The sequence below is a fragment of the Azorhizobium oxalatiphilum genome (assembly GCF_014635325.1).
GTDB classification, from domain to species: Bacteria; Pseudomonadota; Alphaproteobacteria; order Rhizobiales; family Xanthobacteraceae; genus Azorhizobium; species Azorhizobium oxalatiphilum.
This window is the reverse complement of the sequence record NZ_BMCT01000001.1, coordinates 795,501-815,694: the sequence shown is the minus strand read 5'-3', so window position 1 is coordinate 815,694 and position 20,194 is coordinate 795,501. Positions and strand designations below refer to the sequence as shown.

At 67.1% G+C, this 20,194-nt stretch carries 18 protein-coding genes; 14 read left to right on the top strand and 4 right to left on the bottom strand.

The window, feature by feature from the left end; all coding sequences use genetic code 11:
* The first annotated feature begins 81 nt into the window (after nucleotides 1–81).
* The 14 genes from IEW24_RS03650 to IEW24_RS03585 all read left to right on the top strand — a co-directional run bounded on the left by IEW24_RS03650 (nucleotide 82) and on the right by IEW24_RS03585 (nucleotide 16,748).
* A complete protein-coding gene (locus IEW24_RS03650; RefSeq protein ID WP_244644133.1) occupies nucleotides 82–2,118 on the top strand; it encodes a hydantoinase/oxoprolinase family protein in 2,037 nt (678 codons plus the stop codon).
* Nucleotides 2,115–3,803 (top strand): hydantoinase B/oxoprolinase family protein, encoded by a 1,689-nt coding sequence (locus IEW24_RS03645; protein ID WP_188575494.1) that lies wholly within the window; start codon nucleotides 2,115–2,117, stop codon nucleotides 3,801–3,803. The genes IEW24_RS03650 and IEW24_RS03645 overlap by 4 nt, the downstream gene beginning before the upstream one ends.
* A gap of 90 nt (nucleotides 3,804–3,893) precedes the next feature.
* Nucleotides 3,894–4,961, top strand: a complete 1,068-nt coding sequence (locus tag IEW24_RS03640; RefSeq protein WP_188575493.1) for an extracellular solute-binding protein — start codon at nucleotides 3,894–3,896, stop codon at nucleotides 4,959–4,961.
* Nucleotides 4,962–5,075: 114 nt separating this feature from the next.
* Complete coding sequence (locus IEW24_RS03635) at nucleotides 5,076–6,101, top strand: ABC transporter ATP-binding protein (RefSeq protein ID WP_244644131.1); 1,026 nt, start codon at nucleotides 5,076–5,078, stop codon at nucleotides 6,099–6,101.
* Nucleotides 6,098–6,958, top strand: a complete 861-nt coding sequence (locus IEW24_RS03630) for an ABC transporter permease (RefSeq protein ID WP_188575491.1) — start codon at nucleotides 6,098–6,100, stop codon at nucleotides 6,956–6,958. The genes IEW24_RS03635 and IEW24_RS03630 overlap by 4 nt, the downstream gene beginning before the upstream one ends.
* An 11-nt stretch (nucleotides 6,959–6,969) precedes the next feature.
* Nucleotides 6,970–7,767, top strand: coding sequence for an ABC transporter permease (locus IEW24_RS03625; RefSeq protein ID WP_244644129.1), 798 nt, complete (start codon nucleotides 6,970–6,972; stop codon nucleotides 7,765–7,767).
* A 46-nt stretch (nucleotides 7,768–7,813) separates the two neighbouring features.
* Nucleotides 7,814–8,803, top strand: coding sequence for a threonine ammonia-lyase (locus IEW24_RS03620; protein WP_188575489.1), 990 nt, complete (start codon nucleotides 7,814–7,816; stop codon nucleotides 8,801–8,803).
* The gene (locus IEW24_RS03615) at nucleotides 8,800–9,177 is read left to right on the top strand and encodes a RidA family protein (protein ID WP_188575487.1); all 378 of its coding nucleotides are present in this window, start codon (nucleotides 8,800–8,802) and stop codon (nucleotides 9,175–9,177) included. Before IEW24_RS03620 ends, IEW24_RS03615 begins: the two co-directional genes overlap by 4 nt.
* A gap of 160 nt (nucleotides 9,178–9,337) precedes the next feature.
* Nucleotides 9,338–10,066: a GntR family transcriptional regulator gene (locus IEW24_RS03610; protein WP_188575486.1), complete on the top strand. Its 729-nt coding sequence runs from the start codon at nucleotides 9,338–9,340 to the stop codon at nucleotides 10,064–10,066.
* A 255-nt stretch (nucleotides 10,067–10,321) separates the two neighbouring features.
* Complete coding sequence (locus IEW24_RS03605; protein ID WP_188575484.1) at nucleotides 10,322–11,563, top strand: FAD-dependent oxidoreductase; 1,242 nt, start codon at nucleotides 10,322–10,324, stop codon at nucleotides 11,561–11,563.
* 10 nt (nucleotides 11,564–11,573) lie between these two features.
* Nucleotides 11,574–11,879, top strand: a complete 306-nt coding sequence (locus tag IEW24_RS03600; RefSeq protein WP_188575482.1) for a sarcosine oxidase subunit delta — start codon at nucleotides 11,574–11,576, stop codon at nucleotides 11,877–11,879.
* The gene (locus tag IEW24_RS28970) at nucleotides 11,876–14,779 is read left to right on the top strand and encodes an FAD-dependent oxidoreductase (protein WP_188575480.1); all 2,904 of its coding nucleotides are present in this window, start codon (nucleotides 11,876–11,878) and stop codon (nucleotides 14,777–14,779) included. Before IEW24_RS03600 ends, IEW24_RS28970 begins: the two co-directional genes overlap by 4 nt.
* Before the next feature lie 10 nt (nucleotides 14,780–14,789).
* Nucleotides 14,790–15,395, top strand: coding sequence for a hypothetical protein (locus tag IEW24_RS03590; protein ID WP_188575478.1), 606 nt, complete (start codon nucleotides 14,790–14,792; stop codon nucleotides 15,393–15,395).
* A gap of 177 nt (nucleotides 15,396–15,572) precedes the next feature.
* Complete coding sequence (locus IEW24_RS03585) at nucleotides 15,573–16,748, top strand: NAD(P)-dependent oxidoreductase (RefSeq protein WP_188575476.1); 1,176 nt, start codon at nucleotides 15,573–15,575, stop codon at nucleotides 16,746–16,748.
* Between the two features lie 27 nt (nucleotides 16,749–16,775).
* Here IEW24_RS03585 and IEW24_RS03580 read toward each other — a convergent pair whose 3' ends face one another.
* Genes IEW24_RS03580 through IEW24_RS03565 form a run of 4 tightly spaced genes read right to left on the bottom strand, consistent with a single transcriptional unit; the run spans nucleotide 16,776 to nucleotide 20,191 of the window.
* Nucleotides 16,776–17,480: an ABC transporter ATP-binding protein gene (locus tag IEW24_RS03580; RefSeq protein ID WP_188575474.1), complete on the bottom strand. Its 705-nt coding sequence runs from the start codon at nucleotides 17,478–17,480 to the stop codon at nucleotides 16,776–16,778.
* Nucleotides 17,473–18,279: an ABC transporter ATP-binding protein gene (locus IEW24_RS03575; protein ID WP_188577320.1), complete on the bottom strand. Its 807-nt coding sequence runs from the start codon at nucleotides 18,277–18,279 to the stop codon at nucleotides 17,473–17,475. Before IEW24_RS03575 ends, IEW24_RS03580 begins: the two co-directional genes overlap by 8 nt.
* A 2-nt stretch (nucleotides 18,280–18,281) precedes the next feature.
* Complete coding sequence (locus IEW24_RS03570; protein WP_188575472.1) at nucleotides 18,282–19,322, bottom strand: branched-chain amino acid ABC transporter permease; 1,041 nt, start codon at nucleotides 19,320–19,322, stop codon at nucleotides 18,282–18,284.
* Entirely contained in the window at nucleotides 19,319–20,191 is an 873-nt protein-coding gene (locus IEW24_RS03565; protein WP_188575470.1) for a branched-chain amino acid ABC transporter permease, read from the bottom strand. Before IEW24_RS03565 ends, IEW24_RS03570 begins: the two co-directional genes overlap by 4 nt.
* Between the last annotated feature and the right edge of the window lie 3 nt (nucleotides 20,192–20,194).

Sequence of the window (20,194 nt, the reverse complement as noted above, 5' to 3'; positions counted from 1 at the left end):
CGTTTGGATACTTAGCGCCGGGACGGGTTGAACCAGCAGGCAGGCGAGATGAACACTGCACAGACTTCCAATGAAAAATGGGTGGTTGGCGTCGACGTTGGCGGGACGTTTACCGACTTTTCGGCGCGTGAGATCGATACCGGTCGCGTCCTCATCCACAAACGCCCGTCCACCCCGGATGATCCGTCGCGCGCCGTTATTCACGGGCTGCGCGAGCTGACCGATAAATACAGCATCAACGCCGAGCACATCGTCCGCTTTGCGCATGGAACCACCGTCGCAACCAATGCTCTTCTGCAGCGCAAAGGCGCCAAGGTCGCGGTCGTCACCACGCGTGGGTTCCGCGATCTGCTGGAGATCGGCCGTCAGGTCCGCCCCCACATCTACGACCTCCAGCTCGATGCCCCCGCCCCCCTTGCTGAGCGCGCGCTTCGCTTCGAGATCGACGAGCGCATCGGCCCGTCCGGCGAGATCATCCGTCCGCTCACAGACGGCGACATCGAGGACCTGATCGCGCACATTCGCGGCGCCGAGAACGTGCAGGGCATCGCGGTCTGCCTGCTGTTCTCCTTCCTGAACCCCGCCCATGAGGCGCGGCTCGCCACCGCACTGCGCGAGGCCTTCCCGGACCTGTTCGTGTCGGTGTCGAGCGAGGTGCAGCCCGAATTCCGAGAGTTCGAGCGCTTCTCCACCACGCTCATCAACGCCTTCCTCCAGCCGGAGGTGAGCCGCTACATGGACCGGCTGAAGGCGGAGGTGTCCACGGTGGCGCCGAAGGCCGACTTCGGCATCTTCCAGTCTAGCGGCGGCCTCATGTCGGTGGACCGCGCCTCGCAGTTTCCGGTGCGCACCGCCCTCTCCGGCCCGGCGGCGGGCGCGGTCGGCGCGGCGGGGGCCGGTGCCATGTCGGATCTCGGTGATCTCATCACCCTCGACATCGGCGGCACCAGCACCGACGTCTGCCTGATCCAGAACGGCCGCACCGCCATCGCCAGCACCCGCGACATCTCCGGCTTCCGCATCCGCCTGCCGATGGTGGACATCCACACCGTGGGCGCGGGCGGCGGCTCCATCGCTTCGCTCGGCCCCGATGGCCTGATGAAGGTCGGCCCCGACAGCGCCGGTGCGGTGCCCGGCCCGGCCTGCTACGGCCGCGGCGGCACCCTGCCCACCGTGTCCGACGCCAATGTCATCCTCGCCCGCCTGCCTATGACACTCACGGGCGGCGGCATGACCATCGACCGCGATCGCGCCGTCGCGGCGGTGCAACCGCTGGCCACCGCGCTCGGCCTCGGCATCGAACAGACCGCCCTCGGCATCGTCGGCATCGTCACCTCCAACATGGTCCGCGCCATCCGCGCGGTGACGATCGAGAAGGGGTACGACCCGCGCAAGTTCACCCTCATGCCCTTCGGCGGCGCCGGCGGCCTGCATGCGACGGACGTGGCGCGCGCGCTCGGCATCTCGCAGATCATCGTGCCCCATGCGCCCGGCATCCTGTGCGCAGAGGGGCTCATCCTCTCCGACCTGCAGGAGGATTTCGTGGTGAGCTGCCGCGCCCGTGTCGAACCCGACATGGACGACGTCAAGGCGGTGGTCTCAAGCCTCGCGTCACAGGGGCAGGCGTGGCTCACCGAGGAGGCGGACGGCGCCATCGAGACCCGTCTCGTGCTTTCGCTCGACATGCGCTACGTCGGCCAGAATTACGAGCTGGCCGTGGAAGTGGCGAGCGGCGCCGACGCCATCGTGCTGCCCGCCCCGGAGGCGATGCAGGCGGCCTTCTTCGCCGCCTACGAGCGCTCCTACGGGCATTATGACGCCAAGGCGCCGATCGAGATCGTGAACGTGCGCCTGCGCGCACTGGCCAAGCTGCCGCAGAGCCAGTCCATGACCCTCTCTCCCACCGAGCGGGCCGAGGCGTTCGACACCAAGGACGTTTGGTTCGACGAAAGTGGCCCCGTGCCGACCCCCCTCTATGACCGGGCGGGCCTGCCGGCCGGCACCGTCCTCGCCGGCCCGGCCATCATCACCCAGCTCGATTCCACCACGGTCGTGCCGCCCTGGGCGACCGTGACCGTCGATGCCGCGCTGAACCTGATCATGGAAATCGCGAAATGAGCCAGATTGCCATCGACCCCATCTCGCTCGAGATCACCTGGAACGGCCTGAAGTCCATCGCCGATGAATGCTTCATCAGCATCATGCGCAGCGCCTTCTCCACCAATGTGAAAGAGCGGCACGACCACTCCACCGCCATCGCCGATGCGCAGGGCCGCCTGATCGTACAGGCGGAAATGGCGCTGCCCATTCATCTCGCCTCCATGCGCGGCCTGATGACCACGCTGATCGAGCGTTTCGGCAACGATATCTCGCCGGGCGACATCTTCATCGCCAACGATCCCCATGTGGCCGGTGGCACCCACCTGCCCGATATCAATCTGGCCATGCCGGTCTTCGATGGTGAGCGCCTGATCGGCTTCGTCGCCAACATCATCCATCACGCGGATGTGGGCGGGGCGGCCGTGGGCTCCATGTCCGGCGGGCTCAACGAGATCTATAAGGAAGGCCTGCGCATCCCGATCATGCGCCTGTTCTCGAAGGGCGTGCTGGACGAGGACCTGCTGACCCTCCTGCTGCTCAACATGCGCCTCCCCGACGAGCGCAAGGGCGACCTCAACGCCCAGATCGCCGCCTGCAAGCTGGGCGTCTCGCGGCTGGAGGACATCGTGCGCGAGCATGGGGGAGACCGCATCACCGCCGTCTTCTCCGAGATTGTCGCGCGCACCGAAATGCGCATGCGCAAGGCGATCCAGTCCCTTCCCGACGGCGTCTTCGCCTTCACCGACTATATGGATGACGACGGCGCGGGCACCGAAGACATCAAGATCGTGCTGCGCATCGAGAAGACCGGCGACCGCATCCTGTTCGATTTCGAGGGCACCGATCCGCAGGTCCCCGGCAATTTCAACATGACGCTGAACATCACCCGTTCGGCGGTCTGCTTCTCGCTGAAGGCTCTGCTCGATCCCAACGTGCCCAACAATCAGGGCATCTTCGACGCCATCGAGATCCGCGCACCGCTCGGCTCGTTCGCCAATTGCGTGGCCCCCGCCGCCGTCGCGCTGCGTGCCAACTCCTGCCAACGCATCGTCGATTGCGTCTTCGGTGCATTGGCCCCGCAGATTCCGGAGCGGGTGATCGCCGCCGCCAACGGCGCGAACACCAGCGCGGTGTTCACCGGCATCGATCCGCGCACCGGTCAGCTCTACGTCTATCTGGAGACGCTCGGCGGCGGCATGGGCGCACGGGCGACCTTCGACGGCAAGGATGGTGTTCAGGTGAACATCACCAACACCTCCAACCTGCCCGTGGAAGCCATCGAGCTGGAATATCCGCTGCGCGTCGAGGAGTATGCGCTCATCGAGGACACCGGCGGCGCCGGCCGCTATCGCGGCGGCCTCGGCATCCGCCGCCGCATCCGGCCGGTGGGCCATACCTGCGAGTTCAACGGCGTGGGCGAGCGTTTCCGGCACAAGCCGTGGGGCCTGTTCGGCGGCTCGGATGGCGCGAGCGGCCGCTTCTATCTGGCCGCCGACAAAGGCGATCAGACCATGCTCGCCCCCAAGGCGTCCTGCATCGTCCTCAAGGAAGACGCGGTGGCCGTGCTCGAGACGCCCGGCGCGGGCGGCTACGGCGCGCCCACCGAACGCAGCGACGCGGCCATCGCGGAAGATTTGAAGTCGGGCAAGTTCAGCCCTGCCTATGTGCAGGCCAACTATCCCGATTTCGCCGGCAACGTCTGACCGATTGCCTCTCCCTCCCGGACCCTCGGCCCGGGAGGCCATAAGCCTCAGCGCTCAAAAAATCCTTCCTAGAGCATTCGGAGAAGCACGATGGCGAAGCACAGCAGGCGACAGGTTCTTGTTCTCGGTGCGGCGGGTGCGGCGGGCCTCGCCATGCCGTGGGTCAGCCGGGCCCATGCGCAGGAGCGCCGGATCACGGTCGCCGCCTACAGCGGCATCTTCGAGGACATCTACAAGAAGACGGTGATCGAGCCCTTCATGAAGGCGAACCCGTCCATCCGGGTCAATTACGTCGGCTTCCCCACCTCCGCCCAGAACCTCGGCACGCTGCGCGCGCAGAAGGCCGCGCCCCAGCTCGACGTCTGCATCCTCGACATGGTGGTGGCCAAGGCCGGTGCCAACGAGAACCTCTACAAGGCCGTTACGCCGGACGTGCTGCCGGTCATGAAGCAGCTCGTGCCCACCGCTTTGATCGAAGGGATGCCCGGTCCGGCCGTGACCTTCGACAATGTGGCGATGATCTATTCGCCGAAGAAATTCGCCAGCGCGCCGACCTCCTGGAAGGAGCTCTGGAACAAGGCGCACGCGGGCCGCATCACCCTCGATGCCCCGCCCAACGCCGTCGGCATGGGCTTCACCTTCGTCGCCAACAAGCTGGCCGGCGGCACCGACTATCGCGACTATTCCAAGGGCATCAAGCTGCTCGGCGAGATGGCGCCGCTGGTGCAGTCCTGGGAGCCGAAGCCGGACTGCTATGCCTCGGTCACGAGCGGCAATGCGGACCTGAGCGTGGGCTATAACGCGCGCATCCAGACCTTCTCCCGACAGACGCCCGATCGCATCGCCGCATCCATTCCGGACGAGGGCTCTGTGTTCCAGATCAACACCATCAACCTCGTCAACAACGCGCCCCAGCAGGATGCAGCGCTGGAATTCATGGCGTATGCGCTCAGCGCCCAGACGCAGGCGACCTTCACCGAGGCCCTGCCCTACGCCCCCACCAATCGCGACGCCCCCCTCTCCCCCGAGGCGCTCGCGCGCACGGCGGTGACGCCGGAACGCATGTCCAAGATGATCAACATCGACTGGCTGGAAGTGGCCAAGTTCCGCGATGCCATCACTGAGCAGTGGCGCAGGAACGTGCTGACCCGGAGCTGAGGCGGCAGCATCCCGATCATTCGTTCTGGCTAGGGGCGTCGCATCGGCGGCGAAGCGAGATTGTATCTGAAAGTCGACTCCCTGGAGAAGCGTTACGGTGCATTCGACCCATCGGTGTCGAACCTCTCGTTCTCCCTTGCCCAGGGCGAGCTGCTCGGGCTGCTCGGCCCCTCCGGCTGCGGCAAGACCACGACGCTGCGCATGATCAGCGGCATGGTGGCGGCCACCTCGGGCCGCATTCTGGTGGGCGGGCATGACGTCACGGGCCTGCCCACCTACCGGCGCAACATGGGCGTGATGTTCCAGTCCTATGCCCTGTTCCCGCACATGACGGTGGCGGAGAACGTCGCGTTCGGGCTGGAGATGCGCAAGCACAGCAAGCATGAGATCGCCAAGCGCGTGGAAAGCGCGCTGGCGATGGTGCGCCTCAACGGCGTCGGGGACCGCAAGCCCCGCCAGTTGTCCGGCGGCCAGCAGCAGCGCGTCGCTCTGGCCCGCGCGCTGGTGTTCGAGCCGGACATCCTGCTGCTCGACGAGCCGCTGTCGAACCTCGACGCCAAGCTGCGCGACGACATGCGCAACGAGATCCGCGAAATCCAGCAGCGCCTGCGCATGACCACGATCTTCGTGACCCATGACCAGACCGAGGCCATGGCCATCTGCGACCGCATCGTGGTGATGAACAAGGGGCGGCTCGAACAGATCGGCACACCGCACGAAATCTACGAGACGCCCGCAACCCCCATGGTTGCGGACTTCGTGGGCCGCATCAACCGGCTCAAGGGCACGTGGCGCAGCGACGGTGCCATCGACATCAACGGCTCCATGACCATCCGCGCCTCCCGGCCGGGCGCGCGGGGCGCCCCTGTTCTGGTCATGGTCCGCCCACACCGCATCGGCCTCGTGGCGAGCGGCAGCGCCATTCCCTCGGCAGAGCACGAGAACGTCCTCGCCGGCACCATCCGCCAAGTGACCTATATCGGCGACACCCTCCAATATTCCGTGGAGGCGGCCGGCGCCCGCATTCTGGTGGAGAAGGCGACCACATCGGCCGGCGACCCGTTCCAGTCCGGCGCGGAAGTGCTGCTGCACTGGAGCGAGCAGGATACGCTCACCTTCGCGGCGGACGGCGAACGATGAATACGGTCAGCGTCAACGAGAACCCGTTCGGCAGGAAGCTGGTTCTGGCCTGCCTGCTGCCCATCCTGCTGGTGAACATCGTCGCCTTCATGGTGCCGGTTCTGAACCTTGCCGCCATGTCCTTCCGGGCGGCCTCATCGACCGGATCGCTGGAAGAGGGGATCACCGTCTCGACGTGGCTCGGCCTGTTCGGCGACGGCTATTACTGGTCGATGGTCGGACGCACGGTGTGGTTCGGCATCCTGATCACCATCATCACCTTGCTGCTGTCCTATCCGCTCGCCCTGTTCGTCAGCCGGCGCGAGGGCAGTCTCAAGGCCTTTCTGGTGGTGGTCTGCATTTCGCCGCTGCTCATCTCGGCGGTGGTGCGCACTTATGGCTGGATGGTCATCCTCGGCGATCAGGGCGTGCTGCCGTCGCTGATCCGCGCCTCGGGCTTCACCCCGCCCCGGCTGATCAACAACGAGACCGGCGTGATCATCGGGATGGTGGAGATCCTGATGCCCTACATGATCCTGTCTCTGCTGTCCGGCTTCGGCAAGCTGGACGCCACGCTGGAGCAGGCGGCCGGCACGCTCGGCGCCCGTCCGTTCACGGTGTTCCGCCGCGTGGTCCTGCCCCTCAGCCTGCCGGGCATCCTGCTCGGCTGCCTGCTGTGCTTCGTGCTGGCGGTGAGCAGCTTCATCACGCCCAAGATGCTGGCCGGCGGCCGCGTATCGCTGCTGGCCACGGAGATCTACGACCAGGCCATCGTGACGCTGAACTGGCCGCTCGCCGCCTGCCTCTCCGTGCTCATCCTGGTGGTGTTCGGCGCCGCTCTGGTGCTGTACGGCCGCCTGTCCAAGATCGTCGAATGATCCGGGGGTCCATGATGCTTCAGGGTCTGATCCGAACGTTCCAGCTGCTGGCCATCGCCGCGATCCTCGCCTTCCTGCTGGCGCCGGTCCTGCTGGTGTTTCCCATCTCCTTCTCGGCCGATGCCTACGTCTCCTGGCCGCCATCCGGCTGGAGCACCAAGTGGTATGTCGCGCTGCTGGAGAATGACGAGATGCTGGAGGCGTTTCGCAACAGCTTCCTGCTCGCCCTCTACGTGACGGTGCTCACCCTGCTGATCGCCACCCCGGCGGCGGTCGCGCTGGCACGCTCGACCTTCGTGGGGCGCGACACGCTGATCTCGATCTTCACCGCGCCGCTGCTGCTGCCCAGCATCGTGCTCGGCCTCGCCATTCTCATCATCTTCGTGGGTCAGGGCCTCGTGGGCACATGGCCGGGCATGATCCTCGGCCATCTGGTCATCACTTTGCCCTATGCGCTACGCGTCCTGCTGACGGGTCTGGGCACGCTGCCCATGTTCGTCGAGGATGCCGCCGGCACGCTCGGCGCGCACCCGCTGACGGTGTTCCGCCGGATCACCCTGCCGCTCATGACGCCGGCTCTCGTGGCCACCGGCGCCCTGTCCTTCATCGTGTCCTTCGATGAGGTGGTGATCTCGCTGTTCATCGCCGGCACCCAGCTGAAGCTGCTCCCGGTCTCGCTCTATCATTATGTGGAAAGCCGGACCGATCCGCTGGTGGCTGCGGTCTCCGCCATCATGGTGCTGGGCACGCTGCTGATCGTCCTTATCATGGAGCGGGCCATGGGCCTGCGCCGAACGGTGGCGAAATAGCCTCGCCTCTCCCCCATTTCGACTGCACCGGGATTTTTGCTCCGCGATGATCACGCTCGACACCATCACCGAAGCCGCCAGCCGCCTGAAGGGCCACCACGTGGTCACGCCCCTGCTGGAATATGAGCAGCTCAACCAGCGTCTGGGCGGCCGCATCCTGTTCAAGCCGGAGAATCTCCAGCGCACCGGCTCCTTCAAGTTCCGTGGCGCGTTCAACAAGATCGCCTCGCTGGACGAGAGCGTAAGGCGGCGCGGTGTGGTGACGTTCTCGTCCGGCAACCATGCGCAGGGCGTCGCGGCGGCCGCGAAGGCGTTCGGCGTTCCCGCGACCATCGTGATGCCGGAGGATGCGCCTGCGCTCAAGCGCGAGAACACCCGCGCCCTCGGGGGCAAGGTCGTCCTCTACGATCGCCACACCGGCGACCGCAAGGCCATTGCCGAGCAGATCGAGCGGGAAACCGGCGCCGTGATGGTGCCGCCCTATGATGACGAGATGATCATGGCCGGCCAGGGCACCATCGGCCTGGAAGTGGCCGAGCAGCTTTCGACGCTCGGCGTGAAGGCGGATGTCCTGCTCTGCCCCGTCGGCGGCGGCGGGCTCATCGCCGGCATCTCCACCGCCATCAGGGCGCTCATGCCCGATACCGCCGTCTATTGCGTCGAACCGGAGGGTTTCGACGACACGAGGATCTCGCTCGAACGCGGCACCCGCACCGCGAACAAGCCGGATGCGAGGTCCATCTGCGACGCCATCGTCACCCAGATGCCCGGCGAGATCACCTTCCCGGTCAATCTCGCCAATCTGGCCGGCGGGCTCAGCGTCACCGATGCGGATGTGATAGCGGCTGTGGACGTTCTGTTCGAAGCGACCAAGCTGGTGGTCGAGCCGGGCGGCTCGGTGGGCTTTGCGGCTCTGAATTCTGGCCGTCTCACGCTCGACGGGCGCACCGCCGTGGTTGTGCTATCAGGCGGCAACATGGACGTTGCCGCCTTCCGCAACCGTTTCGGCACCGACAGCCGGGAGAAGACCGCATGATCAGGCCAATCGTCACCCCCTCCGCCCCGCCGCCGGCCGGCACCTACAGCCAGGCCATGGAGGCCAGCGGCACCTTCCTGTTCCTTTCCGGCCAGACACCGCGCCTCCCCGACGGCACCCGCCTGAAGGACCGGCCGTTCGAGGAGGACATCCATCAGGTGATGCGCAACCTGACAGCGGTCGCCGAGGCCGCCGGCTACAATCTCAAGACCGACTGCGTGAAGGTGCTCGCCTATCTCACCGATCTCAGCAACAAGGCGGTCTTCGACCGGGTCTATGCCGAATACATCGGCAACCCGCCGCCCGCCCGGTCCGTGGTGCAATCGTCCTTCACGGATTTCAGCGTCGAGGTCGAGGCCATCCTCGTGCGCTAGCGTGGTGGCCTTGCATGTTCCGGGCTACTGCGGAGGCATGATACATCCGGCCTCAGGGTGGTTGCCGGTCGCCAACGCCGGATAACCACCCTGATCGGTACCCCTGGTGTCCCCTGCCGCAGGATGCGACACCGGATGTCCTGCGATGAGGAGCGTTTCAGTGGCCAAGCAAGTCCGTGGCGGCAGCAAGATCTACGACACCATCCGCGAGGCGATCCTGCGGCTGGAACTGCGTCCGGGCTCGGTCATCGACGAAGCGGATCTGGCGGAGCAGATCAACGTCTCCCGCACGCCCATCCGCGAGGCGATCATCCAGCTCATCGCGGATGACCTCGTGATCCGGGATGGGCGCAGCGCCCGCGTGGCGCCGCTCGATTTCGACGAGATGCCCAAGATCTACGATGCCCTGCTCATCTCCAGCCGCATGGTCCATCGCCTCGCGGCCCAGAACCGGACGCCGGCGGACCTGAAGCGCATCCGGGCCGCCATGATCGCCTTCGAGGAGGGCATCGAGACCGCCGATGGCCTCCAGCGCTCGGAACTGAATGTGGAGTTCCACCTGCGCATCTCCGAGGCCGCCCACAACATCTATTTCGAGGCGTTTTACGAGAAGATGCTGCTGGTGACGATCCGGCTCGCGCGGGCCTGCTTCTCGACGGTGGAGCGCAGCGAGTTCACCCCGGCGCATCCGGACGAGGACATCGCCGCGCACATGGCGGAAACCGCCCGCCAGCACAAGCTCATGTACGAGGCGATCCATGCCCGCGACATCGAGGAGTCCGATCGGCTCGCGGTGATGCACGAGGAGCTGGCGAAGTCGCGGCTCCAGACGGCCCTGTTCCGCACCGCGACCGCCATCAACCGGGCCACCCTGTCCACGGCTGGCTAGAGCGTTTCAGTGTTTCATGGAAACACAGAAACACTCCAACTCTTTGATAGAGCGTTCCCGTATTTCAAAGCACGGCTTCCGACGCCGGAGAGGGCCAGATGCCCTCCGGGGAGGCGCGCCCCGCACGTGCCCGCGACGACGGGGCGCATAAAATAATCGACGTCACCGCACCCGAATAAGTCGTTTGCCGCCGCCCGCGCCGCGGATGACCATCGCCGCCATGTTTCTGGACACGCGAGAAGGGCGGCACGGTCCATGCCTCTGACTTTGCTGAAATATGGGCTGCCGGGCGATCACGTCCCCACCCGCGACATCCCACCCACGCCCGATCTCAAGCGCAGCTATGACGTGGCCATCATCGGCGGCGGCGGGCACGGGCTGGCGGCGGCGCATTATCTGTCCAAATACCATGGCATCCGCAACGTGGCGGTGCTGGAGAAGGGCTATCTGGCGGGCGGCAACACCGCGCGCAACACCACCACCATCCGCTCCAACTACATCACCAACCAGTCCATCCGCTTCTACAAGGAAGCCGTCTCGCTCTATGAGAGCATGTCGCATGAGTTGAACTTCAACGTCATGTTCTCCCAGCGCGGCCAGCTCACGCTCGCGCATTCGGACTCGACGCTGCGCTCCTTCCATCTGCGCGCCGAGATGGGCCGCCACAACGGCACCCGCATTTCCGTGGTGGACCAGCAGCAGGTGCGCGAGCTGTGCCCCCACCTCAACATGGACATGGGCGGCCAGCACGAGGTGGTGGGCGGCCTGTGGCATGAGGATGGCGGCACCGCCCGTCATGATGCGGTGGCCTGGGGCTATGCCGCGCAGGCCTCCGGGCGCGGGGTCGAGATCCACCAGCGCACCGAGGTTCAGGGCTTCGACATCGCCGGCGACCGGGTGGCCGCCATCCGCACCAATCGCGGCACCATCAGGGTCGGCCAGGTCATACAGGCGGCGGGCGGCCTCAACGAGCAGGTGGCGCGCATGGCCGGTATTGAGCTGCCGATCCGCTGCTTCCCGCTTCAGGCCATGGTGACGCAGCCGCTGAAGCCCTTCCTCAACACGCTGGTGTCGTCCGCCAACCTGCACACCTATCTGGTTCAGTCCTCGCGCGGGGAGATCGTCATCGGCGGCGGCTCGGATCCCTATCAGCTGGCCGCCACCCGCTCGACGCTGGATCTGAAGGAGCAGCTCGCCCATGGCGCGGTGCAGCTCTTCCCCTTCCTGCACAATGTGAAGCTGCTGCGGCAATGGGCCGGCATCACCGACATGACGCCGGACTATACCCCCATCATGGGCGCCAGCCCGCTGAAGAATTACTGGCTGGATTGCGGCTGGGGCACCTGGGGCTTCAAGGCCACCCCCGTCGCCGGCAAGTACATGGCGGAGACGGTGGCACGCGAGCGCGTGGCCGACATCCTCCAGCCGTTCAGCCTCAAGCGCTTCGAGACCATCTCGCTCATCAACGAGATGGGCGCGACGGCGGCCAGCCACTAGGGCGCCTCACATGAAGATCATGAACTGCCCCTTCAACGGGCCACGCAACAGCAGCGAATTCACCTGTTTCGGCCCGGTGCGCCCGCCCATCGACCCCGACACGGCCGATGACGCCGCATGGTCGCGCCACATGTTCCAGCTCGACAACACGCCGGGCGTGATCCGGGAATGGTGGCGTCACACGCCGTCCAATTACTTCTTCATCGCCGAGCGGAACACCGTGACCGACGAGATCGTGGCGACCTATGAGCCGGCCGCTCTCCACGGCAAGGCGATCACGCCCAAGGAGATCACGCCGAAGGAGATCATGCCATGAGCATGCGCCTGCCCGCGCCTTACGGCACACGGATCGACCGCAGCAAGAGTCTCAATTTCCGCTTCGAGAACAAGAGCTTCACGGGCCTTGCCGGCGACACCATCGCCAGCGCGCTCATGGCTTCGGGTGCCTGGGTGCTCTCCCGCTCGTTCAAATATCACCGCCCCCGCGCGGCCATGACCATGGCGGCGCAGGAAGCCAATACGCTGGTGCAGGTGGGCAGCGATCCCAACGTGCCTGCCGACGTGTTCCGGCTGCGCGACGGCCTCGAGGCAAGCGCCCAGAACGTCAACGGCTCACTCGACTGGGACTTCGACGCCATCCTCGACCGTCTCGGCCGCTTCATGCCAGTGGGCTTCTATTACCGGACCTTCTTCGGCCCCGGCAGGAATGCCTGGCTGAAGGTGTGGGAGCCGCTCATCCGTGGCAAGGCCGGCCTCGGCAAGGTGGATGTGGCGCTGCCCGAGCAGCGCTACGAGAAGGTGAACCTGTTCTATGACGTGCTGGTGGTGGGCGCCGGCCCCGCCGGCCTGTCCGCCGCGCTGGAGGCGGCGCAAGCCGGTGCGCGCGTGCTCATCGTGGACGACAATCCGGAGCTTGGCGGCTCGCTCACCTATGCCCGCTTCGATGACGGGCCGGAGGCCACCGCCGCTCTGCTGCGCGACCTCATCGCGCAGGTGAGGGCCGCATCCAATATCGACGTGCTGACCGACGCGGTGGCCAACGGCTGGTACGCGGACAACTGGATCCCCGTCGTCACCGCCACCCGCCTCTACAAGGTGCGGGCGCGGGAAGTGATCCTGGGTACCGGCTCGTTCGATCAGCCGCATCCGTTCCGCAACAATGACCTGCCGGGCATCGTCATGGGCTCCGCCGCGCAGCGGATGATGCGCCATTATGCGGTGCGCCCCGGACAGCGCGCCGTGGTGTTCGCCGGCAACCGGGACGGCTATCGGGTCGCGCTGGATCTGGTGGAGGCCGGTGTTGAACTGGCCGCACTGGTGGATCCGCGCCCGACGCAGCGCCACGGCGCATTGGCCGCTGCTCTGGCGGCGAAGGGCGTGCGCATCATCCTCGGCGGAACCATCCTTGAGGCCGAGGGTACATCCGGCAACAAGCACCTGCGCGCAGTGCGCATCGGCGCCTCCGGCGGCAAGGCGGAGCGCATCGCCTGCGACCTGCTCACCGTGTCCTGCGCCTATACGCCGGCCTATCAGCTGGCGCTGCAGGCCGGCGCCCGTCTGAATTATGACGACACCTCCGCGCAGTTCACCATCGCCAACCTGCCGGCGCACATGACGCTTGCCGGTTCGGTCGCGGGTGCCTTCGCGCTGCCCACGGTGCTGGCCGGTGGACGGCGGGCAGGCGCCGCTGCGGCCGAGGCGCTGGGCCTGAGCAGCCGGCCGGTGGACGTGCCGGCGGATGACGAGCAGGCACTCAGCAGCATCGCCCTGCCCCTTCTGCCCCACCCCAAGGGCCGCGACTTCGTCGATTTCGACGAAGACCTTCAGATCAAGGACATCAAGGGCGCGGTAGCGGCCGGCTATAGCGAGCTGGAGCTGGTCAAGCGCTTCTCCACGGTGGGCATGGGGCCTTCTCAGGGCCGCCACTCGGCGCTGGCCACCGCGCGCATCGTCGCCGAGACCACGAACCGCACGGTGGCGGCCATCGGCGTCACCACCTCCCGCCCGCCCTTCGGGCCGGAACGGCTCGGCGTGCTGGCCGGCATCCAGAAAAGCCGCTACCGCCACACATCCCTGCACCATCGCCATCTGGCGGCCGGCGCGCAGATGACCACCGCCGGTGCCTGGTGGCGGCCGCTCTATTATGGCGACACGTCCACCCGCGCTGCGGCCATCGCGGCGGAAGTGAAGCTGGTGCGGGAGCAGGTGGGCGTGCTCGACGTCTCCACCCTCGGCAAGATCGAGCTGCACGGCCCCGATGCCGGGCGCTTCCTCGATCGCTTCTGCTCCATGAGCTATGCCAAGCAGCCCGTGGGCCGGGTGCGCTATTGCCTGACCCTCAACGAGATGGGCACGGTGATCGACGACGGCGTGGCCTTCCGGATGGCGGAGGATCTCTATTACGTCACCGCCACCACCGGCGGCGTGGACCGCATCTATGCCGACATGTGCTGGCACAATGTGGAATGGGGCCTCGACGTCGACATCCACAATGTCACCTCGGCCTATTCCGCTTTCAACGTCACCGGCCCGCTGGCCCGCAAGGCGCTCGAAGCCATGGGGGGCCTCGACGTCTCGCCCCAGGCCATCGCCTTCCTGGGCGGCGTCACCGGAACCCTCGCGGGTTGTCCGGTGCGGGTGATGCGCATCGGCTATTCCGGCGAGCTGAGCTTCGAGCTGCACACGCCGCAATCCTGCGGCGAAGCGCTCTGGGATGCGCTGATGGAGGCCGGACAGCCCTTCGGCCTCAAGCCTTATGGCCTCGAAGCCTCGCGCATCCTGCGGCTTGAGAAGGGCCACATCATCATCGGGCAGGACACCGATGCGGTGAGCACGGCCGATGAGCTGGGCATGGGCTGGGCGCTGTCCATGAAGAAGCCCTTCTTCATCGGCAAGCGCTCCACCGAGCTGCTGCGGCGCCAGCCCGCGCGGCGGCGTCTGGTGGGGTTCGAACTGCCGGAAACGGTGGGCGAACACGCCGGCACGCACCCCGACGAATCCTGCCTGATCCTGAAGGACGGCGAGGCTGTGGGGCATGTGACCTCCACCGTCTTCTCGCCCACCGTGGGCAAATGGATCGGCCTCGCCTTCGTGCCGGCCACCGTCGCCGAACATGATCCCGCGATCATCATCAAGGCGCGCAGCGGCACGTCCATCGATGCCCGGATCGTGCCGCCCCATTTCTATGATCCCGAAAACAAGCGGCAGGAGATCTGACGTGCAGGCCATGGCGAAACGGCGCACACCGCTCGGGCTGAGCTACGCGCCCCCCAACGTGCCCTCCCCCGCGCGCCTCGTCCCGGCCACCTCCGGTGGGCTGGATGTGACCCTTCGGGATCTCACCGCCTGCGACAGGCTCGGCCTCAAGGGACGGGGCGCGAGCGGCTGGCTTTCCGCACGCGGGCTGGCGCTGCCCCAATCCAACTGCCGGGCGGCCGTCAGCGCGCACGTCGATGCCGTCCGCCTCGGGAGCGAGGATATCCTGCTCCTGCCGCGCAGCCCCGAACACCCCGAGGGCATTCAGCAGCTGCGCGCCGACTGGCAGGTGGCCACCGACGTACGGAAGGGCTTCGATGCCCTGCGGGAGGAGACATGGGCCTGGTTTCACATCGGCGGGCCCGATGTCTTCCATCTCATGTCCATGACCTGCCCGGTGGATCTGGGGCTGGAGCGCTTCCTGCCCGGCCGGGTGGCGCAGACCCGCGTGGCGCAGATGGACTGCATCGTGGTGCGCTCCGACCGTGCGGGCGGGCCGGGCTTCGACCTGTTCTTCGACGTCACCTCGTCCGCCTTCATGCGGGACAGCCTGACCGTGCTGGCCTCGGCCAGCTGAGGCACATGCCCTCCGGCGCGGGGGGCGCTCAATAGGGAAAGCGCCCGCCCCGCGTATGCACCCTGCGCAGGGCGGGCGCCGCAGCCTTTCCGCGCGGGTGCTCTACGGATGCCATCTTTCCCATTATGATCCCTCCCCGAGCCGCACCGGGCGGCAGGATGAGCGGATGCGCAGGCGATGACGAGGGCGAGCGGGACCAAGGCCGGCGAGACCAGCGCCAAGGGACGGAAGAGCACGCCCAGGGCGGCAACCGATGCGATGGCGGAAGGCAAGCCCGCCCCGGCCAAACCAACCCCAGCCAAACCAACCCCGGCCAAACCCGCACCCGCAAAACCCGCCGCGCCCAAAACAGCAGCTCCCAAATCCCCCACCCGCAAGGCTTCGGCGAAACCGGCAACGCCCGCCGACGGCAGGCGCAGGGTCTGGAGCCATGTCGGCGCCGCCGGCCGGAAACTGGCCGGCACGCCCTACGTGGGCAGCGTGCTCGACCTGAAGGACGGCGCATCGCCGTGGGTGGTCCCGAAGGGCGTGGATACCATCCTCACCCGGCCCGGCGTGGGCTGGCGCGATGCGCCCAAAAGCCCGCCCGCCGGCTGGCCCGGCCGCGTGCGCCACTTCCATTCCATCTCCACCGGCATGGATGTCTATCCCGCCTGGGTATTCGACTGCCCGCTGGTGACATGCGGCCGGGGCACCAATTCCGGCGCCATCGCCGAATATGTGCTCGCCGCCATTCTGGAAGCCGAACGCAAGCTGGCGCAGGCCTTCGCCCGCCCCGGCATCCGCCCCATGGAGGCCTTCCCCTTCGGCGGGCTCGACGGCAGGACCGTCGGCCTGCTCGGCTTCGGCACCATCGGCCGGGCGGTCGCCGTGCGGGCGCGGGCTTTCGGCATGAATGTCGTCGCCTTCCGGCGCTCTGCGGGTGCGCCGGAGGACGGCGTGCGCTTCAGCGCCAGCGCGCAGGAGGTAGTGGCTGCCAGCCAGCATCTGGTGCTCGCCCTGCCGCTCACGCCCGCCACCCGGCACATGGTCTCCACCGACCTGCTCAAGGCGGCGCAGCCCGGTCTGCACCTGATCAATGTGGCACGGGGCGAACTGGTGGACCATGACGCGCTCATGGCATGGCTGGCGGGCGATGCCGGCGCCTCGGCCACGCTGGATGTGACCGAGCCGGAGCCCCTGCCCGCGGACCATCCCTTGCTCTACCAGCGCCGCGTGCGCCTTACCCCGCACATTTCCTGGCAGGGGTCGGAGGCCGATGGCCGCGCGGTGGAGGTGTTCCTCGACAATCTGGCCGCCGTCGAGGAGAAGCGCCCGCCGCTGGGCCTCGTCTCCCGCGACGCCGGTTATTGAGCCGGCAGACGTGGCGCGGAACGCCCCTCAGCCGCCCAGATAGGCGGCCCGCACATGAGGGTCGTCGATCAGTTCCGCGCCCCGGCCCGCCTTGATGACGCGGCCGGTCTCCAGCAAGTAGGCGTGGTCGCACAGCTCCAGCGCCGCGAAGGCATTCTGCTCCACCAGCAGCACGGTGGTGCCGGCGTCGCGGATGGCGCCGATGATGGCGAACATCTGCTCCACGATGTTGGGCGCCAGCCCCAGCGAGGGTTCGTCGAACAGCACCAGCCGGGGCCGCGACATGAGCGCCCGGCCGATGGCGAGCATCTGCTGCTCGCCTCCGGACAGCGTGCCCGCCATCTGGTGCCGCCGCTCCGCAAGGCGCGGAAAATCATCATAGATGCGCGCGTAATCGGCTTTCAGCGCGGCATCGGTCGGGCGCAGATAGGCGCCCATGGCCAGATTGTCCGCCACGCTCATGTGCGGGAACACCCGCCGCCCTTCCGGACAGTGCGCCACGCCCATCTGCAACATGCGCTGCGGCCCGGCGCGGGTGACATCCACCCCATCGAGGCGGATGGTCCCTGAGCGAGCGTTCACGAGGCCGGAGATGGTGCGCAGCGTGGTGGACTTGCCGGCGCCGTTCGCCCCCACCAGCGCCACCAGTTCGCCCTTGCCCACCTTCAGCGAGATGCCCTTGAGGGCGGACACCTGCCCATAGCCGCAAAATAGATCGGAAATCTCAAGCATGGGCCGCCTCCCTGCGTTCCAGTTTCGCGGCGCTCTTGCCGAGATAGGCCTCGATCACCTTGGGATCGCGGCGGATTTCGTCCGGCGTCCCTTCCGCGATGAGCCGGCCGTAGCTGAGGCACACGATGCGGTCGGACACCTCCATCACCATGGGCATGTCGTGCTCCACCAGCAGGATGGTGATGCCGCTGTCCCGCACGGTGCGGATGAGGCGCACGAAGGCCTGCGTCTCGGAGGCGTTCATGCCGGACACCGGCTCGTCCAGCAGCAGCATGCTCGGCTCGATGGCCAGCGCCAGCGCGAAGCCCACCAGCCGCTGCTCGCCATAGGAGAGCGAGCCCGCCTTCTCCTGCGCACGGCCGGAGAGGCCCACGAGGTCGAGGATGGCTTCCGCCCGCGCCAGCGTCGCCCTGTCCCGCCGCCGGGCACCGGGGGTGGGCAGCAGGCGGTCCAGCAGCGAGGCCTCGCCATGGCGGTTGAGGCCGATCAGCACATTGTCCAGCACACTGTCTTCCGCGAACACGCTGGTGCGCTGGAAGGTGCGGGCGAGGCCCAGCATGGCGATGTCGTTGGGCCGGAGCTTCGCCAGATCGCGCCCCCGGAACAGCACCCGGCCCTGCGTAGGCTTCAGGAAGCCGGTCATGATGTTGAAGGCGGTCGTCTTGCCCGCGCCGTTGGGGCCGATGAGGCTGAGGATTTCGCCCGCGCGCACATCGAAATGCAGATCGGCGATGGCGGTGAGGCCGCCGAAGCGCATGCTCACATGCTCAACGGACAGGACCGCTTCTGTCGTGCCCATGCTCATGGGTTCGCTCCCGCTTCCACCGCGCCCGGCGCGCTTTTGGCGGGGCGCGCGCGGCGCAGGCGCCGTGTGAGCGCATCCAGCGCCGGGACGATGCCCTGCGGCATCAGGAACAGGATGGCGATCAGCACACCGCCATAGACGATCCACTGCGCCTCGGGCGCCATCACCGGGCGCAGCGCCACCGGCAGCAGGCCGAAGATGAGCCCGCCCACCAGCGGCCCCGCCAGCGTGCCCTTGCCGCCCGCCACCACCATGATCACCATGGTGACGGTGTAGGAGAACAGGAACACATCGGGATCGATGATCCGCAGATAATGGGCATAGAGGCTGCCCGCCGCCCCCGCCATGGCCGCCGAAAGGGTGGCCGCGACGGTCAACGTGCGGGTGGCGTTGATGCCCAGCGAGAGCGCGAGGGATTCATTCTGCTGCAGGCCCCGCATGGCCCGGCCGAAGCGCGAGGTAACGAGCTGCGCCACCACCAGATAGCCCACCACCGCCATGCCCAGCACGAGGTAATAGTTCTGCATCTTGGTGCGCAGGACCGTCTCGCCGAGGCCGGGCAGCGGCAGCACCATGTTGGGAATGGAAGTGAGCGCCAGCGGGCCCTGCGTGAGGTCCACCCAGTTCAGCGCCACGAGCCGCACCACTTCCGCGAACGAGATGGTGACGATGACGAAATAGGCCCCGCGCACCCGGAAGGCGAGCCGGCCGATGAGATAGCCGCACAGCGCCGTCACCAGCACCGCCAGTACGAAGCCGAGCAGCGGCGATCCCGGCTCCACCACCAGCACGAGGCCGAACGGCAGCTCCACATCGAAGCCGAGCGCGGTGAGCGCGCTCACATAGGCGCCGATGCCGAAGAAGGCCACATGCCCGAGGCTGAGCTGGCCGGTGAAGCCCAGCAGCAGGTTGAGGCTCATGGCGCAGAGCGTGAAGATGCCGGTGATGATCAGCGCATTGAGCAGATAGGGGTCCTTCAGCCAGAGCGGCAGCAAGGCGAGGACGACCAGCAGGAGGGGGGCGATGACGCGGCTCATCCGATGCGCTCCGCGCGGGCAAACAGGCCGGTGGGCTTGGCCAGCAGCACGGCAATGATGATGATGAAGCCCATGGCATCGCGATAGCCGGACGAGATGTAGCCGGCGCCGATCTCCTCCGCGAAGGCGAGGATGAAGCCGCCGATGGTGGCGCCGGGAATGGAGCCCAGCCCGCCGAGGATGACGATGGCGAACGCCTTGACCGCCGCCAGATCGCCCATCTGCGGAAACACCACATACACCGGGCCGAGCAGCGCGCCCGCCGCCGCCGCCAGCGCCGAGCCGATGGCAAACGTGGCGGTGTAGATGAGCGAGACATTCACCCCCATGAGCGCCGCCGTGTCGTGATCCTGAAAGGTGGCGCGCATGGCGCGGCCGAGGCGGGTGCGGTTGATGGTGAGATACGTGACCCCGATCAGCACCAGCGCGGCGGCGAACACGAACAGCCGCACCCAGGCCACCGACACCGGCCCGATATTGAGCGGCTGGTCGGGCATGGGGTTGGGAATGGCCTTGGCGACGCCGCCGAAGATCCACAAAGCGCCCGATTGCAGGATGATGCCGGCGCCGATCATCACCAGCATGGTGGTGTCGATGTCCGAGCGGCGCAGCGGGCGCAGCAGCGTGAACTCGATGGCCGCGCCGAGCACGAGGCCCGCCACCACCGCCACCGGCAGCGCAAGATAGAAATTGATGCCGAGCCCGACAGCCGCCAGATACATGGCGTAGGCGCCGAAGGTGTAGAGCGCACCGTGGGTGAAGTTCACCACGTTCATGATGCCGAAGATGAGCGTCAGGCCGATGCCCAGCAGCGCGTAGGTGCCGCCCAGCACCAGCGCATTGACGCAATGTTGCAGCAATTGGTCCATCCG

What these genes read in the sequence shown, in the direction of transcription:
- IEW24_RS03645 (WP_188575494.1), top strand. Translation starts at nt 2,115, where the DNA reads ATGAGCCAGATTGCCATCGACCCCATCTCGCTCGAGATCACCTGGAAC.
- IEW24_RS03640 (WP_188575493.1), top strand. Translation starts at nt 3,894, where the DNA reads ATGGCGAAGCACAGCAGGCGACAGGTTCTTGTTCTCGGTGCGGCGGGT.
- IEW24_RS03630 (WP_188575491.1), top strand. Translation starts at nt 6,098, where the DNA reads ATGAATACGGTCAGCGTCAACGAGAACCCGTTCGGCAGGAAGCTGGTT.
- IEW24_RS03625 (WP_244644129.1), top strand. Translation starts at nt 6,970, where the DNA reads ATGATGCTTCAGGGTCTGATCCGAACGTTCCAGCTGCTGGCCATCGCC.
- IEW24_RS03620 (WP_188575489.1), top strand. Translation starts at nt 7,814, where the DNA reads ATGATCACGCTCGACACCATCACCGAAGCCGCCAGCCGCCTGAAGGGC.
- IEW24_RS03615 (WP_188575487.1), top strand. Translation starts at nt 8,800, where the DNA reads ATGATCAGGCCAATCGTCACCCCCTCCGCCCCGCCGCCGGCCGGCACC.
- IEW24_RS03605 (WP_188575484.1), top strand. Translation starts at nt 10,322, where the DNA reads ATGCCTCTGACTTTGCTGAAATATGGGCTGCCGGGCGATCACGTCCCC.
- IEW24_RS03600 (WP_188575482.1), top strand. Translation starts at nt 11,574, where the DNA reads ATGAAGATCATGAACTGCCCCTTCAACGGGCCACGCAACAGCAGCGAA.
- IEW24_RS28970 (WP_188575480.1), top strand. Translation starts at nt 11,876, where the DNA reads ATGAGCATGCGCCTGCCCGCGCCTTACGGCACACGGATCGACCGCAGC.
- IEW24_RS03590 (WP_188575478.1), top strand. Translation starts at nt 14,790, where the DNA reads ATGGCGAAACGGCGCACACCGCTCGGGCTGAGCTACGCGCCCCCCAAC.
- IEW24_RS03585 (WP_188575476.1), top strand. Translation starts at nt 15,573, where the DNA reads ATGACGAGGGCGAGCGGGACCAAGGCCGGCGAGACCAGCGCCAAGGGA.
- IEW24_RS03580 (WP_188575474.1), bottom strand. Translation starts at nt 17,480, where the DNA reads ATGCTTGAGATTTCCGATCTATTTTGCGGCTATGGGCAGGTGTCCGCC.
- IEW24_RS03575 (WP_188577320.1), bottom strand. Translation starts at nt 18,279, where the DNA reads ATGGGCACGACAGAAGCGGTCCTGTCCGTTGAGCATGTGAGCATGCGC.
- IEW24_RS03570 (WP_188575472.1), bottom strand. Translation starts at nt 19,322, where the DNA reads ATGAGCCGCGTCATCGCCCCCCTCCTGCTGGTCGTCCTCGCCTTGCTG.
- IEW24_RS03565 (WP_188575470.1), bottom strand. Translation starts at nt 20,191, where the DNA reads ATGGACCAATTGCTGCAACATTGCGTCAATGCGCTGGTGCTGGGCGGC.